A 17,503-nucleotide genomic window follows, 5' to 3' on the forward strand; every position below is an offset into this window, starting at 1 on the left:
TTAACTATGACTAAAATACTTTTATTAGATAAAATTGCCGAAAAAGGGCTTGAGAGATTTAAAGAATTTTCAATTATTGATGATGGATGTGCATTCGACCAGGAAAAAATTAAATCTGTAATTGGTAATTACCATGGTGTTATATTTAAGAGTGGTAATCGTATTAATAGAGAAATTTTACTTGATGCAGCTAATTTAAAGTTTGTAGCCAGAGCAGGATCCGGTGTCGATAATATTGATATAAATACACTTAATGAATTAGATATAAAATTATTTACTTCAGCAAAAGGAAATGCCCGTAGTGTTGCGGAGTATGTGTTAGGAACAATGATTTTATTGTCTCACAAACTTTTTGAATCACACCTTGGAGCAAAAAATAATAATTTTCAAAGACATACCTGGCAAGGCAGGAATATTAGTGAGCTGAGTATTGGTGTTATTGGATATGGAGTTATAGGTAAGGAAGTTGTTGACTTATTAGCTCCGCTTTGCAAGAATATTTTGGTGTATACGAACAAGGAGCTTACTTTTAAAAATGATAACCATAGTAATGTTAAATTTTACAATAGCATTGAAGAAGTGGTATCTATGTCAGAAGTTATCACTATTCATACTTCTTTAAATCCAACAACAGAGTATTTATTTGATGAAAAGTTATTTAAATGTATGCGCAAAGGAAGTATTTTGATTAATACAGCCAGAGGAAAAATTATTGAGGATAGTGCCTTATTGAATGCCTTTAAAGATGATACAATTGCGTATGCAGCTTTGGACAGTCTTTACCCTGATCCTCATTATAATACAGATCCTATTTTAAACACCTATAATCATTTTTTAATTCATCACCCTAAAGTATTTTATACTCCTCATATAGCAGCGGGCACCCGTGATGCACTAGAAGAAGTTTCAGAGAATTTAGCCAGTGATGTAAAATATTTTCTAGATGAAACGAAAAATTATAACTAATAATGCCCCAATGCCTTCTGGCAATTATTCTCAAGCCATTCAGGTCGATAACCTGGTTTTTATTAGCGGGCAATTACCATTAAAAGATGGGGACTTAATTTCAGACAATGAACCTGTTAAACATTGCAGACAATGTCTTATCAATATTAGTAACATATGTATTGCTGCCGGAGGAGAAATTAATGATGTAGTTAAACTCAATGTATATTATACTGATGTAAGATTTTCTCAAGCGTTGGATGAAGTTCTGCCGGAATTTTTTCATGAACCTTATCCTGCCAGAATCAGATTAGGAGTTTCGGCTATTTCTAAAAATGCCCAAATTGAAATTGATGCAATAATGTATAATAAAAATGAATAAAATAAAAAATTTATCAGAGATAGATTCCCCTTCCCTTATTTTAATTAAAGAAATAATGGAAAGCAATATTGAGGCAGCTTTAGAGATGGTTTCTTTGGATAGGTTTCGACCACATGTTAAAACAAATAAAATTCTGGAGGTTTGCAAAATTCTTAAAAACAAAGGGGTTACCAAATTTAAAGCATCTACTATTTCTGAATTAGAGATGTTAGGAATGATAGATGCAAAAGATGTTCTGTTAGCACATCAGCTTACTCCCTTAAAAATGGAACGATTTATAAATCTAAGTCTTAAATATCCAAATACAAAATTTTCTTGTGTTTTTGACAATTATGAGAATTTAGTCTGTTTTGATGATTTTCTTGATTCTTATGATTTTAAACAGGACATTTTTATAGATGTAAATGTTGGAATGAACAGAACAGGTTTGCCTTGTAATGAATTGATTGTTTTTTTCAAAAAATTTTGAAATTAAAAAATATAAACATTAAGGGGTTTCATATTTATGACGGACACATTCGGGAAACTAATATTGACAAAAGAAACGAAATTGTAAAAGAAGTCTTTAATCAAGCCTATTTACAGATTGAGATGATAGAAAATTTGCATAACTGTAAATTTCAGATTGTTGCCGGAGGTTCTCCGTCTTTCTCTGTACATTCACAAAATTCAAGAGTAGAATGTTCACCAGGAACTTTTGTGTTTTGGGATTGGAAATATTCTAGATTGTTTCCGGATTTGAAATTTGAATGTGCTGTTTATATCATTTCAAGAGTGATTTCTATTCTGGATTCTAAAACAATATGCCTGGATGTTGGACATAAAGCAGTAGCTGCAGAAAATCCTTTTCCAAGATTAAAATTTTTAAATTTTCCTGAAGCAAAAAGTATAATGCAAAGCGAAGAACATTTAGTGATAGAAATAACAGATACTTCAAACATTAAAATTGGTGATGTATTAATTGGCATTCCGGATCATATCTGTCCTACAATTGCTTTACATGAAAATATACATGTTATAGAAAATAATGTATATGTGTATGATTGGAACATAATTGCGAGAAAAAGAAAAATTAATATATGAAAATTATATCCCTTCACTTTGCTGGTGGAAACAAATACTCTTTAAATAAGATTTTTACTAATTTTAATAATTACGTTCCTTTTGAGTTGGAACGAAATAATAATATTGCCGAACTCAATAAAATTATAGATCGTTTTGTGATTTTATTGAAAAACCAGGTGCAGGAAGAAAAATCTTATGTCATCTATGGTCACAGTATGGGAGCTTTAATTGCCTATTTACTCTGTCAAAGATTGCAAGAATTAAACTATCCAATGCCAAAAAAATTAATAGTCAGTGGTAAGAAGTCACCCTCAACTATAAGTGATAAAAAAATAGTAAACCTTAATGATGAAGATTTTTGGAATGAGATAATAGCTTTAGGAGGCATACCAGATGAGATAAAAAATAATCCGGAACTAATAAATTATTATTTGCCTATTTTGAAATATGATTTTAAAGTGATTGAAAGTTACCAATACGAAAATAGGCAAAAGTTAAGTATTCCAATTGACGTATTTTATGGATCAGATGATGCCATAGAAGGAGAAATGACAGGTTGGAGGGATGAAACAACCAGAGAAGTAAATATTACTCAATTGAAAGGAAATCACTTTTTTATTTTTAACCATAGTGATTACTTTAGAAACTATTTCAATAATTTAATAAGAAATACTTAAAATTTCCGGAAGAAATATATTTCTTCTATTGGTACATGCACTTAACCCATTCGGGATTCCATTTATTATTTAGCTTCTATGATAGTTTAGACTTAAAATGTGAGGTAGAGTATAATGAGAATATTGACCAAAAGTTTTTGGATGGAATATGGAAAAAAAATAACGATTTTAACCAGTATGATTTTTAATGATTATTTTATACGCATTTATAAAAGAAGATAAACATCAGGATCTTTTAAATAGATATTCAGATATTAGTACAAAAGAGTTTAAAGAAAAAATTCTAAAATACAGAAGATGGCAGGATGCTCAATTATCTTTATTGGGAAGAGTACTTCTGAAATACGGATTAAGCACTTTTTATGATATAAAAGAATTTGAAATTTGTTATCAGTCTGATAAAAAACCTTTTTTAGAAGGTAAAAATATATACTTTAATATATCTCATACAAACTCTTTGGTGACATGTGTCATTGCAGATTTTCCTATAGGAATCGATGTGGAATTTTTAGATAAAAAAATTAACTATCTGGATTTTAAACTCCAAATGACATTTAGTGAATTGTATAGAGTTGGTAATTCCAAGAATACGGTGCAGGGTTTTTTTTCGTACTGGACAGAAAAGGAAGCTGTCATAAAAGCCCATGGAAAAGGCTTACTAATTCCATTAAAATCTTTTGAAATTTCAAATAATGAATGTATAGTAGAAAATGAAAAATTCTATTTGAAAGAAATTTTTATTGATAAAAATTATCAATGCTGTATAGCAGCAAATAGTGACAGAATAAAACATGAAACTGTTGTTTTAGAACAATTAAATTTGAATACATTATAAAAATCACAACAACAAAATTCTTTACTCAAGACTATCTCCCGTTTATATAAATGTTTTTTCCATGGCAATTTTATAGAAACTGATACACAGTTGGAATAAGCCGTAAATTTTATCTAAAAAGTCCGTAATTTTTTATTAAGCGCTATGTTATTTTTGCGTTATGCTATAATAAAGTTCATGTATTATTAATGAATTTTTTAAAATAGTTAACTGTTTTATACTAAGTATGAATTATCATTTTTGATTTAAAAATACTGGTAAAATACTGCGTTGAATATTTTGATCTTTATTTCTCTCGATGATATAAAAGATACACTCGTTAAATAAAAGGTTTTAAGTTTCATGGAAAACATCAATAAAATTGCAGAGCTTTTTTGGAATACCAAAATTAAGGACAAAGAGCCGGTATTTCCGTTAAATAAAGAAATTAGCTCCTTTAAATACACAATTGAATTGGAAGACTTGGGATATTTGCAAAAGATATCCAATAATAATCGTCTTTCACAATTTTCAATAATTACTGCGATATATTCCATATTGCTGTACAAATATTTTTATAATTATACAGGCATTATTACTTCTTACAACTCTTTGATAGGAAATAAAGATTCCAATCCTTTCTTTTTGGAAGACGATACCAATTCATCAAACAAATCTTTTAAGGAGCATTTACAAACGATATCAGAAGAAATCCAAAACAAATTGGCTTATGCAGCCTATGATTCAGCCTATTTGGATTTAGCCTGTTATTCCCATTTTGGAATCAGTTTAAACGATGGGTCAATAGGGGCGGATAAATGTAAAGGCGTTTTATTAGATTTTAATATAACCGATGAGGTATTAGAATTAGTAATTTACTATAATGAAAATTTTGTCGAAAAATCATTACTACAGCATTTAGGTTCCGGTTTTAGGAAAATTTTAGTCCATCTTCAGGAATTTATTAACGGTGACAGCAATGAGTTTGATTTATTAGGCTCAGAAGAGAAACATCAGTTATTATTTGATTTTAACAATACTACAGTAGATTATCCGCACGATAAAACCATCATTGAATTATTTGAGGATCAGGTGGAAAAGGCACCCAATAGCGTAGCAGTTGTTTTTGAAGGAACGGAACTTACCTACAAAGAGCTTAATGAAACAACCAATCAGTTAGGTGCTTATCTAAGAGAAAAATACAGTATAGAACCTGATGATTTAATAGGTATAAAGTTAGAAAGAAGCGAACGTATGATCGTCTCTATACTGGGGATTTTAAAATCTGGCGCAGCTTATGTTCCTATTGATCCTAATTATCCTCAGGATAGAATTGATTATATAGAAAGTGATACGCAAAGTAAAATTATCATTGATGAAACCCAGTACGGAATTTTCTATAATCAAAGGGAAAAATACACGACTCTCAATTTAGCTAAAATCAATTCTCCGAGGGATTTAGCATATCTGATCTATACTTCTGGAACAACAGGAAATCCTAAAGGAGTAATGATCGAACATACTTCTTTAGTGAACAGATTAACCTGGATGCAAAAAGCATATCCATTAAGTTCCGGTGAAACCCTTATCCAAAAAACGACCTATTCATTTGATGTTTCGGTTTGGGAATTAGTTTGGTGGGCTATCTACGGAGCAAAACTTTCTGTTGCTAAATCGGGAGCAGAAAAAGATCCGGCTCAATTAATACAAAACATAGATGAAAATCAGGTAACGGTAATACATTTTGTTCCTGCCATGTTATCTGTCTTTTTAGAATACGTTAAGGAGCATCCAAATGAAAAAGAACGCATAAAAAGCTTAAAACAAGTATTTGTAAGTGGTGAAGCATTAACATTGCATCAAAGGGATTTGTTTTATAAGGAGTTGTCAGGTATTTCTTTGATGAATCTTTATGGCCCCACAGAAGCCAGTATCGATGTAAGTTATTATGATTGTGCAGAGCAGCATAACATTAGTTCTGTTCCAATTGGTAAGCCTATTGATAATATCAGTTTATATATTCTAGACGAAAATTTATCTTTAAAACCCATTGGTTCAGTTGGCAAACTATACATTGCCGGGATTGGAGTTGCCAGGGGCTATTTGAATAAAACAGCGCTTACAGAGGAAAAGTTTGTCAATAACCCTTTTATTGAGGGCACAAAAATGTATGACACAGGAGATTTAGCCAAATGGCTTGCTGATGGAAACATTGAATACATTGGCAGAAAAGACCATCAGGTAAAAATTCGTGGTTTTAGAATAGAATTAGGCGAAATAGAAACGCATTTATTTCAATATTCAAATGCAATAAAAAATGTAATTGTTGAGATTAAAGAAGTAAATCAGGAGAAAGTAATTGTTGCTTATTATGTTTCTGAATCGAAAATCGATAAAATTGAAATCCGTCATTATCTACAGGAAAAACTTCCTGAATACATGATTCCGAATTTCTTTATCGCGTTAGACAGTATTCCTGTCACTTCTAATGGTAAGGTTGATAGAAAAGCGCTGCCTTCTGTTACCGGAGATGATATTATCAGGGGTGAATATGTAGCGCCAAAAAACGAAACTCAGGATAAATTAGCAGCGATTTGGCAAGACGTTTTAGGAATTGAAAAAGTAGGTATTACAGATAACTTTTTTAACCTGGGAGGAAACAGTTTAATCATCGGGCAAGTTATCAATAGAATACATAAAGAACTTCATCAGGGTATAACTTTTAAAGCGTTTTTTTCTAGTCCGACAATTGAAGAAATTAGTCTAAAATTACAGGCACAAGATTTTGCCTTCATTCCTAAAGCTCCGGAGAAAGCATCATATCCTGTAACCAAATCTCAACACAGATTATGGATATTGAGCCAACTAGAAGGAGGTTCTTTGGCTTATAACATGCCTGCAGTAGTAAAATTAAAAGGAAATATCGATAAAATTAAATTTGAAGAATCCTTTGCATTTTTAATCCAGCGTCATGAAATATTGAGAACCTATTTTAAAACGAATAAAGAAGGACAAGTTCATCAGTTTATAGTACCGGCAGAAGAAATTAATTTTAAGATAACAGAAAAAGATTTTACATCTGAAAAAGACCAAAGTGCAGTACTTGCCTATTTACAGGAAAACAACGCAATTGCTTTTGATTTAGAGCAAGCTGCATTGATAAGAGCAAGTCTGGTTAAATTGAAAGAAGATGAATTTGTGTTTTTCCTGTCGATGCATCATATCATTGGCGATGGATGGTCAATAGAGTTATTGGTATCAGAAATTGTAAAAATCTATAATGCGTTAACACAAGGAATAGAAGCTAAGCTGCCTGAATTAAGCATTCAATATAAAGATTATTCAGTATGGCTTAATGAAGTACTGCAACAGGAAAAAAGCCAGGAATCTAAAGCGTTTTGGTTACAGCAGTTTGCCGGGGAATTACCGGTATTAGATCTGCCGAGTTTTAAAACACGCCCATTGGTTCGTAACTATAATGGAAACAGCCATACACATATCTTTTCAAAAGAATTTCTAAATAAACTGAAAACCTTTTCAAAAGAGCATGATGCAACGTTGTTTATGACCTTAATGGCCGGAATCAATGCTTTATTGCATCGATATACGGGACAAAATGATATCATAATTGGAACTCCGGTGGCTGGAAGAGAGCATCCGGATTTGGAAAACCAAATGGGATTATTTTTAAATACTCTAGCGATACGAACCCAATTCGAGGAAAAAATAGTTTCCTTGATTTATTAAATAAAGAAAAAAATATCCTGCTGGAAGCTTACGAACATCAAAATTATCCATTTGATGCGTTGTTGGCAGAATTGAATTTAAAGAGAGACACAAGCCGTTCTGCTCTATTTGATGTTTTAGTGGTATTACAAAACCAAAGACAGGTAAAAAGCCTTGTTAATGAAGAACAATTAACAGGTTTACAAATAGAAAATTACGAATTTGAAAGCAGAAATTCTAAGTTTGATATCACTTTTACTTTTTCTGAGTCAGATGTTTTAACCTTGTTAATAAATTATGATTCAGATATTTATGATCAATCGTTAATTAAAAGAATGTTTTCTCATTTTGAAAACATTCTGATAAAATCATTAGAGCAACCTGAAAACCCTATAGAAGAAATTGATTTTCTAACAGCGGAGGAGCGACAAGAACTTTTAGTTGGATTTAATGATATATCGGTAGATTATCCTATGGATAAGACCATTATAGACTTATTTGAAGAGCAGGCTAATAATGTTCCTGATGCTATTGCCGTTGTTTTTGACGATGAAGAACTCACCTATAAAGAGCTTAATGAAAAAGCAAATCAACTGGCGGATTATCTTTTAAGCAATGGACTTAAAAAAGGAGATTTTGTTTTGCTTTGTTACAATTCGCATATGAGTATGTCAATTGTGGGGTTACTGGGCATCATGAAATCCGGAGGTGTATATGTGCCGCTGGATGCTGATATACCAGAGGAAAGAGCTGCCTATATAATAAATGATACCAAAGCTAATTTTGTTATAACAAATGATGCTGATTCAGGAATTTTTGTAAATAAAAATATTCAAATCATCACATTAAACAATAAAAGTGACAATCAGTTTTTAAAAGAAAAAGGATTAAATATTAATAATACAACACCGGATAATTTAGCGTATTTAATCTATACTTCAGGAACCACAGGTGCTCCAAAAGGAGTAATGGTGAATCAACAGAATTTAACAGATTATTTTTATGGACTGAATTCCAGAATTCAAATCGATCAGGCTAAAACATTTTTACTAATGTCTTCCTTATCAACAGATTTAGGAAATACCACTTTGTACAGTTCCTTAATTTATGGTAAAACATTGCATTTATTGTCTAAGGATTCTTTAAGAAATATAGAATATGTACATCAATATTTCGATCAAAACGACATTGATTGCATTAAAATAGTGCCTACTTTCTGGAAAGCATTAGTGAATGAAAATAAGCCTTTGCTGCCTAAGAAAATGATTGTTTTTGGAGGAGAAGAATTGTCAAAAGGGATTATTGAAAAGATAAAAGAAGTAAATAATGAATTAAAGATTGTTAATCATTATGGTCCTACAGAAACAACTATAGGAAAGCTTATTTACCCTGTGGATGATAAACCATTACAGGACAGAACGCCTCTGGGACGTACTTTTTCGAACGCATCTGCTTATGTTCTGACAGAAAATTTAGTTCCGCTTCCGATAGGGATTATTGGAAATCTCTATATTTCGGGGGCAGGAGTTTCTAATGGTTATTTAAACAATCCTGATCTTACGAAGGTTAAATTTATCGATAATCCTTTTGTGATTGGTGAAAGAATGTATAATACCGGAGATTTGGTTAAATGGTTACCCGAAGGAAATATTGAATTCATAGGAAGAAAAGACGGACAGGTAAAAATACAAGGAAACAGGATTGAACTTGGGGATATCGAAGTAATGATAGCCAGGAATCAATATATAAAAGAAAGCTGTATAAAAGTCGATAAAAATTCAAATTCAGAAAATATACTAATAGCCTATTTGGTAACTAAAGAAGGATATGATGAGGATGAATTTAAAGAATATCTGACTCAAAAAATGCCTGTTTATATGATTCCTGCCCTACTAGTGATAATGGAATCATTGCCAATGACTTCTAATGGTAAAATTGATAAAACAAGATTGCCAAAAATAGAAAGCATAAAAGAAAATGCCGAAATTATCCTTCCGGAAAATGAAGTACAGCAAACGCTTGTTATTATTTTAATGGAACTCTTCAAAAAAGATGCTATCTGCATTACCGATAACTTTTTTGAATTAGGCGGGAATAGTTTATTGGCCATTCAATATATAAATTCAATAAATAAAAAACTTATTCTGGATTTAAAGCTAAAAGATATTTTTAGCAAACCAACTGTCAGAAGTCTGAGTAAATTTATTAACGGGCTGGATTTGAAACATAATTCGAACCTTGTAATAGAAAAATCCCAAAAAACGGCATCATTATTATCCAGCAATCAAAGGAGATTATGGATTTTAAGTCAGGATGAAACAGAATCCAGCGCTTACAATATTGCGACAGCATTGCTGATTGAAGGCACTTTTAGTATCAATGATTTTATAAATTCATATGATGAACTTATTAAAAGACACGATAGTTTTAGAACAAGATTTGAATTTGACGGAGAAAATCCTATTCAGTTTATACAAGAAGAGGCAGCGCCAATAATTGAAATTGAAGATTTTGATTATTTACCTGAAAATGAAGAATTAGTAAAGATTTTAAATAAAGAAAACCTGATAAGTTTTGATTTAAGTGCTGCTCCTTTATCAAAATTAAAGATCCTTAAATTACCCAATGACACTTATTTTGTCATTATCGTCATGCATCATATTATAAGTGATGGGTGGTCTTTGAATATTTTAATAAACGAATGGGTCGAAATATACAATGCACTCGTAACGAACAGCAAAAACACTTTGCCGGAAGTTGATTATACTTATCTGGACTTTGTTTCATGGCAAGACGCTATAAAAGAAAATGACGAACATAATAAAAATGTTCAATATTGGAAAAACAGGCTGGAAGGCGGAATAGAGAAATTAAACCTGATTAAAAACCAGCATCCTGTTAAAAACGATAGTAAAAGTGAAGGTGATGTTGCTGACTTTTATATTGAAGATGAAGTTTTTGCCCTGCTGAAAAAAATCTCAATTGAGCAAAATGTTTCCCTGTTTTCAATTTTACTGACAAGTTTCAGCGTTTTACTGCATCATATTTCAGATCAAAAAAATATAGTTTTGGGAACCTCTATTACCGGAAGAAACAGAAAAAGAATTTGAATCTATTATAGGCTTTTTTGTAAATACATTACCAATAAAAACAACAATCAATCCAGACGAAACATTCATTGACCTGCTCATCAGAGCCAATGCTGACATCATGCAGGATATTGATCATCAAAATCTTTCTTTGGAAGAGTTGGTAAAACTGAATTTGAGAGGAAAAAATGATTCGAATGCATTATTCCAGGGCAGATTTGTGTTTAATGAAGAATTATATGATTTAAATAATGTTGCCGAGAAAATTCAGGTAAATAAACTTGAAATTTTTACACCAAAAGAGTTTACTGCAAAATTCGATTTTAGTCTTGTGATGAGAATTAGAAAAAACAGGCTTTTAGGATCTCTGGACTATAAAAAAGAATTGTTTGATGCCCAATACATGGATTTGATTACAGAAAGTTACAAACATATTCTAACCCGAATAAGCCAAAATCAAACAGAAAAAATACATTCATTAAATTCTTTTGAAGGAATGTATACAGCGTATATGGAGACTAAAACCCAACAAAAAAATAAACAAGTATTTGATAGTTTCCTTAATTACATGAATAAATAAAACATACTGAAAAAGGATTGTCAACGTCGAAATATTTTATTGACAATGGCCGATTTAAGACAATGGCAAATTGACCATACCATAATTTTGATAGTGTTTATTATTTCAAAATTGTAATAAAAAAGTTTAAAGAAAAAGTAATTAAATTGAAATACTAAATGATTAAAATTAATCTAAATAAAATTTTGCTGTTAATATTCTATTCGTTAGTAAATACCTTATTAACGCTTGGAATTATATATATACTAAATATCGCAATAACAGATGAAAATTTTAAATCTAAGAATTATCTTGTAATTACATTCTTTTCTTTTATTGTTTATTCTTATCTGTTAAACCTGTTTTTTCAGAAAAAAATAATTGATTACACCTACAATTTTGTGTATGATAATGAATTATTCCTGGCTAAAAAGCTTCAAAACTCCTCCTTAAAGCAATTAGAGACTTTAGGAACTGAAAGAATATATGGAATTATAGAAGAAATGAGAGTTTTTATATTTCTACCGGGGATTATGACAAATACGCTCAATTCTTTATTAATGATTTTGTTATGTATTGGTTATTTATTTATACTATCCTATAAAAGTACATTAGTGATCGTTGTATTGATTGCTATGATAGCCTATGTGTACTTTCTTGTTGGAAAAAAATTATCAAAAAAGTTGAGTATTTTAAGAAGTCAGAATGATTTTTTTAATAAATACATTCATGATATTATTCAGGGATTCAAGGAATTAAAGATAAGTGAAACAAGAAAAAATAACTTATACAATAATGTATCTGTCAATAGAACAGACGCTAAAGATTTAGACAAGTTTTTAGCTAATAATTTTAACGCTATCAATATATTAAGCCAATACGGACTATATGTAGTTTTTGGTGTTATTCTTTTTTACTTCCCGCATTTGGCATAATTCAGGCAAAAGAAATGGTCTCTTTTGTAACCGTATTGTTATTTATGTCAGGGCCTTTAAATAAGTTAATTACAATGCAAAACATGTACACAAGGACAAGTATTGCTATAAAAAGAGTAAAATCTTTTTTTAAAGAAATTAACGCAAACGAAATCGAAGAGAAAAAGGAACAATCGCAAGTAATTGATTTTGAAAATTTACAATTTAAAGACTGTAAATTCGAGCATAATCCTTCTTTCGGATTAGGTCCGATAAATCTTTCTATAAATAAAGGTGAAACCATTTTTATAATTGGAGGAAATGGAAGCGGTAAAAGTACTTTTATAAATCTGCTAACCGGTTTATATAGCCCTTCATCAGGTGAAATTTTATTAAATAATACTCCGGTTCAATCCAATACTCCTAATTATCAAAATTTACTATCTGTAATATTCACTGATAACTATATTTTCTCTCAAAATTATGATAATTATTCTCTTAAAAATAATAACGAGTATATCTCTTTATTAAAACTAATGGAGCTGGATAAGGTTCTTCCTGACGATGAAGAATCATCTGCAAGAAGAAAATTTTCTAAAGGTCAGAGTAAAAGAATGTCTATGATATTTGCGATGCTTGAAAAAAGCCCGATACTAATTTTAGACGAATGGGCAGCAGATCAGGACCCTTATTTCAGAAAGTATTTTTACGAGAAATTAATACCAATGTTCAAACAACAAGGCAAAACAATTATTGCAGTTACTCATGATGACGCTTATTTTCAACACGCAGACCGGATTTTAAAATTCGAATACGGAAAAATAATAAAAGATATAAGCATAGAAAAAAATGAATTTAGTCAAGCTATTTTATGGAACAATTAATCAATAATTTCTCTCTCACACTCCCACAGCAAGATATTTATTTTGAGCAAATCCTCTACCCAAACGATCCTATATACAATATTGGTGCAAAAATCGAAATTAGAGGAAGTATCAATGTAGATGCTTTTAAGGATGCTTATATTCATTTAATAAACCAACATGATGCGTACCGAATTATTATAGATTCCAACAATGACATCCCTTATTTTTATATACTTGATAACCATAATTCTGAATTAGAATATATTGATTATTCTAACGAATCTGATGCTGAGAGAATTTCTCTGGAATTTATGCGTAAAAATTTCCAGACGCCATTTTATTTGAATAAAAAAGAGCTGCTGCATAAATTTATTTTAATTAAAGTACAAGACGATTTATATTATTTATTCTCTAAATACCACCATATTATTACAGATGGCTGGGGTACATCTTTAATGTTTCAGCGTTTGGTTCAAAATTATAATGAGATAGTGGAACACGGAAAAATACTATCTGATTATCCATTTAATTATATTGATTTTGCTCATGATGATATTAATTATCAAGGTTCTGATGCTTTTTTGGAAGACAAAAAATTTTGGACCAAAGAATTTTCAAATTTACCGGACGCACTAATTCCTTTGATTTCTGAAAAAAAGAATGAAAGCAAAAGAAAAGAAATATACATCAAGAGAGAAATATACAATCAAATCAACGAACTGGCTGGTAAGCATAATGCTTCTACTTTTCATATCATTTTAGGGGTATTGTATGTCTACTTCGGCAGATATTACAGAACGGATGATTTATCTATAGGTATCCCGGTATTAAACAGAGGAAAATCAAGTTTCAAAAAAACTGTTGGACTATTTATGGGTATTGCGCCTTTACGTCTGGCATTAGATTGTGACAATTCTTTTCAGGAATTAATTTTACAAATTAAAAATAAACTACGTCAGGAATACAGACATCAAAGGTTTCCTTTGGGTAAACTCATTCAGTCATTAAATATTTTTGAAGAGACAGAGCGACTGTTTAACATTACATTATCTTACGAAAAACAAAACTATTCCAGTCATTTTAACGGGACAAAAACAACCGTTATTCCTTTAAGCCATGAATCTGAAAGAGTTGCATTGGCCGTTTATATCAGAGAATTTGATGAGCAGGAAGATGTAAAAATTGATTTTGATTATAATGTAAGTTATTTAAGCGAATCTAATATTGATGAATTTGCCATTCATTTTGAAAATATACTGCATGAGGTATTAATTGACCCATCTCAAAAAATTAAAGATATAAAATACCTTTCTGTACAGGAAAGAGAAAAATTATAAAAAAATTTAATAACACAACTGTTTCATATCCTTCTGAAACCTTCGTGGATATTTTTCTGAAAAATGTAAAATTATTTCCGGATAAAATAGCCGTTAGTGATGGTGACGAAGAATTAAGTTATTCGCAATTAGATTTTGAATCCAATAAAGTAGCGACTTATATTCTTCAAAATATCGATTCGCAGGAAAAAAAGCCAATAGCAGTTTTATTAAACAGATCGGCTAATTTAGTATGTGTATTATTGGGAGTTATTAAATCTGGAAGACCCTATATTCCTCTTGATCCTAATTTCCCTAAGGAACGATTGGAATATATTATAGAAAACAGCAAATGTGAAAGTATCATTATAAGCGAAGATCTTTCTGTTAGTTTTGATTTTAAAAATACTAAAGAATTCATATTAGAAAAGATACAAGATTTTCGAGCTGAAAATTATATCACGGCATTGCCAACTTTTGACGATACGGCCTATATAATTTATACATCCGGTTCGACTGGAAATCCCAAAGGGGTTGAAATTGGACACAAATCCTTAATCAATTTTTTATGGAGTATGCAAAAAGAGCCGGGTATCACTGCTGATGATATTTTTTATGCAGTTACTACGTATTCATTTGATATTTCAATTCTTGAGTTATTCCTGCCTATAATTTCAGGTTCGGCTTTGCGTGTTGTTAAGAGCAATGTGCTTTCTGATTTAACAAAAGTTATTTCAGATTTAGAGCATACAAAACCAACCATTATACAGGCAACTCCAAGTTTTTTTCAAATGTTGTTTCATGCCGGATGGAAAGGAAATAAATCCTTAAAAATACTTTGCGGAGGAGATTTACTGAGTGAATCATTAGCCGGCAAACTTATTAATACTTGTAAAGAAGTTTGGAATATGTATGGTCCAACGGAAACTACAATCTGGTCGAGTACTAAAAAATTAGTACAGCCCCGTGATGCCAAAAACATTGGTAAGCCAATAGATAATACCTCTTTTTATATTTTAGATCAATGGCTTAATCCGGTTTCGATTGGTGCAATTGGAGATATTTATATTGGTGGTCACGGTCAGGCCAAAGGATATTACCTCAATACTGAATTAACAAATGAAAGATTTCCTTATATAACTGCTTATGATGAAAGACTATATAACACCGGAGATTTAGGTAAATGGAATGATAAAGGCGAAATCGAATTTTTAGGAAGAAATGATTTCCAGGTTAAAATAAGAGGCTATCGTATCGAGTTAGGTGAGATTGAAGAAAAATTGGTTAAAATACCTACTATTGACCAGGCCATCGTAATTACTAAAAAAATAAATGACGAGGCTTTTCTGGTTGCTTTTGTAAAAACAAATAATCTGTTTCAGGAAGATTTGGTTACCGAAATTCTGCAAAAAGAATTACCGGAGTATATGGTGCCTAAAATCATTGTAAGATTAGAAAACTTTCCATTAACCCCTAACAATAAAATCGATAGAAAAGCGCTGGCAAACCAAAATATAAGCTATAGTCTGCAGGATGTAGAGATGCCACAAACCCAAACAGAAGAAAAGCTGCTTGAAATATGGTTGAAAAATCTGCCTGTAAATCAGATAAGTATTACAGATAACTTTTTTAAATTAGGCGGACATTCCTTAAATGCAGTTCGAATCATATATGAGATAAATGAGTTATTTGCCTGTAACTTGTCTCAAAAAGATATTTTTATTAATCCGACTATTAAATCTATAGGTGCATTAATCGAAAATACATCTAAGGGAAGTATATCCAATCCAATTTCAAATGCTCCGGAGAAAGAGTTTTATGATCTTACCCATGTTCAAAAAAACATATGGATAGCATCTCAGCGAACTGAAGCATCGATAGCATATAATATGAATGCTATTTATGAAATTCAGGGGAGTCTTAATATTTCTATACTAAATCAGGCGCTATCGCAGGTTATCAATAAACAGGAGAGTTTAAGAACTAACTTTTTTGCATTAGAAGGAATTCCCAAACAAAAAATTAAATCTTCTGGTGAAGTAAATTTTCAATTAAAAACTATTGAAGTAAAAAGTGAACAATTTGATGCAATAGCCGCTTCAATTTTATATAAAGAATTTGAATTAGAAAAAGATTTATTACTAAGATTATACCATGTTGTGGTGGATGAATATAAACACTATTTGTTATTTTCAACACACCACATTATTATGGATGGATGGTCTGTTGAAATATTTATAAAAGAATTAATGGTTATTTATAATCAATTGTTTGAAGGAATTGAATATAAAATCAACCCATTACCATTTCAGTTCAAAGATTATTCAGAATGGATAAATAACCAGCCTCTAGATGAAAATGCTAATGCATATTGGGTTAAAGAATTGAAAGGTTATCAAGCCAAAGATTCATTTTTAAAAGACCTAAAGCATGATAAGGTTTCATTTAATGGCAATCAGGTCCATTTTTCAATTGATGCCGATGAAAAAGCAGAGCTGGTTAAATTAGCAGACACTTTTAATTTAACCTTATACTCCATATTAATTTCATTAACAGGTTCTTTTATACATAAGTATTCAAAGCATAAAGATATTTGTATTGGCACTGTAAATTCTGGTCGAAATTCTACAGAATTATTCCCATGCATAGGAATGTTTGTAAATACAGTTCCATTACGATTTATGATAGAGGATGAAGATACTTTTAAAGAAGTGTCATATACTATTAATCAAAAAATTATTGATTCATTTCAGTATTCAAATTTCCCTTTTGCAACATTACAAACTAAAAATTCACAATTATTCGATGTAATGATTGCATATCAAAATCCGGATTTTTCATTAACTAATATTTCTGGATTTAATGCATTGGAAACGAAGCCATTTCAATATAAACATAAAGTCAGCAGATTTCCTTTAACTTTTAATTTTTATCATGATGATGATCAATTATGTTGTGCCTTAGAGTACAATTCAGATTATTATTCACTTAATAATATTACTATAATTATTGAAAAATTTAAAAAAATTATAAAAGAAATCATAAAAAGTCCTGACGATAAATTGGCAGATTATGACATTTTATTGCAAACAGAAAAAGAAATTAAGAAAAACATCGAAATCAATTTTAACTTTTAAATCAGAATATCAA

Annotated in this window: 11 protein-coding genes and 1 pseudogene; all 12 read left to right on the forward strand. The window is 30.5% G+C overall.

Going from position 1 to position 17,503, the window contains the following annotated elements; all coding sequences use genetic code 11:
* The first annotated feature begins 6 nt into the window (after positions 1-6).
* The 12 genes and pseudogenes from ACZZZT_RS12620 (at position 7) to ACZZZT_RS12675 (ending at position 17,490) form a co-directional block, all read left to right on the forward strand.
* Positions 7-966, forward strand: coding sequence for an NAD(P)-dependent oxidoreductase (locus tag ACZZZT_RS12620; RefSeq protein WP_463460633.1), 960 nt, complete (start codon positions 7-9; stop codon positions 964-966).
* A complete protein-coding gene (locus tag ACZZZT_RS12625; protein WP_463460634.1) occupies positions 944-1,327 on the forward strand; it encodes a RidA family protein in 384 nt (127 codons plus the stop codon). The genes ACZZZT_RS12620 and ACZZZT_RS12625 overlap by 23 nt, the downstream gene beginning before the upstream one ends.
* The gene (locus ACZZZT_RS12630) at positions 1,320-1,796 is read left to right on the forward strand and encodes an alanine racemase (protein WP_463460635.1); all 477 of its coding nucleotides are present in this window, start codon (positions 1,320-1,322) and stop codon (positions 1,794-1,796) included. The genes ACZZZT_RS12625 and ACZZZT_RS12630 overlap by 8 nt, the downstream gene beginning before the upstream one ends.
* On the forward strand, positions 1,793-2,410 hold the full coding sequence (locus tag ACZZZT_RS12635; protein WP_463460636.1) for a type III PLP-dependent enzyme domain-containing protein: 618 nt from the start codon (positions 1,793-1,795) through the stop codon (positions 2,408-2,410). The genes ACZZZT_RS12630 and ACZZZT_RS12635 overlap by 4 nt, the downstream gene beginning before the upstream one ends.
* A complete protein-coding gene (locus ACZZZT_RS12640; RefSeq protein ID WP_073398365.1) occupies positions 2,407-3,069 on the forward strand; it encodes a thioesterase II family protein in 663 nt (220 codons plus the stop codon). Before ACZZZT_RS12635 ends, ACZZZT_RS12640 begins: the two co-directional genes overlap by 4 nt.
* A 187-nt stretch (positions 3,070-3,256) precedes the next feature.
* Entirely contained in the window at positions 3,257-3,904 is a 648-nt protein-coding gene (locus ACZZZT_RS12645) for a 4'-phosphopantetheinyl transferase family protein (RefSeq protein ID WP_463460637.1), read from the forward strand.
* A 342-nt stretch (positions 3,905-4,246) separates the two neighbouring features.
* A pseudogene (locus ACZZZT_RS12650) lies at positions 4,247-10,719 on the forward strand (amino acid adenylation domain-containing protein).
* 46 nt (positions 10,720-10,765) lie between these two features.
* Positions 10,766-11,278 (forward strand): condensation domain-containing protein, encoded by a 513-nt coding sequence (locus ACZZZT_RS12655; RefSeq protein WP_463462423.1) that lies wholly within the window; start codon positions 10,766-10,768, stop codon positions 11,276-11,278.
* Between the two features lie 158 nt (positions 11,279-11,436).
* Complete coding sequence (locus ACZZZT_RS12660; RefSeq protein WP_463460638.1) at positions 11,437-12,192, forward strand: hypothetical protein; 756 nt, start codon at positions 11,437-11,439, stop codon at positions 12,190-12,192.
* Between the two features lie 83 nt (positions 12,193-12,275).
* Complete coding sequence (locus ACZZZT_RS12665) at positions 12,276-13,055, forward strand: ATP-binding cassette domain-containing protein (RefSeq protein ID WP_463460639.1); 780 nt, start codon at positions 12,276-12,278, stop codon at positions 13,053-13,055.
* Positions 13,043-14,374, forward strand: a complete 1,332-nt coding sequence (locus ACZZZT_RS12670; RefSeq protein WP_463460640.1) for a condensation domain-containing protein — start codon at positions 13,043-13,045, stop codon at positions 14,372-14,374. The genes ACZZZT_RS12665 and ACZZZT_RS12670 overlap by 13 nt, the downstream gene beginning before the upstream one ends.
* 44 nt (positions 14,375-14,418) lie before the next feature.
* Entirely contained in the window at positions 14,419-17,490 is a 3,072-nt protein-coding gene (locus ACZZZT_RS12675) for an amino acid adenylation domain-containing protein (protein WP_463460641.1), read from the forward strand.
* The last annotated feature ends 13 nt before the right edge of the window (positions 17,491-17,503 follow it).

This window comes from Flavobacterium sp. AC274 (assembly GCF_979258275.1).

Bases quoted from the DNA above. Each gene is read 5' to 3' on its own strand.
- ACZZZT_RS12620 (WP_463460633.1), top strand. From the start codon at position 7: ATGACTAAAATACTTTTATTAGATAAAATTGCCGAAAAAGGGCTTGAG.
- ACZZZT_RS12625 (WP_463460634.1), top strand. From the start codon at position 944: ATGAAACGAAAAATTATAACTAATAATGCCCCAATGCCTTCTGGCAAT.
- ACZZZT_RS12630 (WP_463460635.1), top strand. From the start codon at position 1,320: ATGAATAAAATAAAAAATTTATCAGAGATAGATTCCCCTTCCCTTATT.
- ACZZZT_RS12640 (WP_073398365.1), top strand. From the start codon at position 2,407: ATGAAAATTATATCCCTTCACTTTGCTGGTGGAAACAAATACTCTTTA.
- ACZZZT_RS12645 (WP_463460637.1), top strand. From the start codon at position 3,257: ATGATTATTTTATACGCATTTATAAAAGAAGATAAACATCAGGATCTT.
- ACZZZT_RS12660 (WP_463460638.1), top strand. From the start codon at position 11,437: ATGATTAAAATTAATCTAAATAAAATTTTGCTGTTAATATTCTATTCG.
- ACZZZT_RS12665 (WP_463460639.1), top strand. From the start codon at position 12,276: ATGTACACAAGGACAAGTATTGCTATAAAAAGAGTAAAATCTTTTTTT.
- ACZZZT_RS12670 (WP_463460640.1), top strand. From the start codon at position 13,043: ATGGAACAATTAATCAATAATTTCTCTCTCACACTCCCACAGCAAGAT.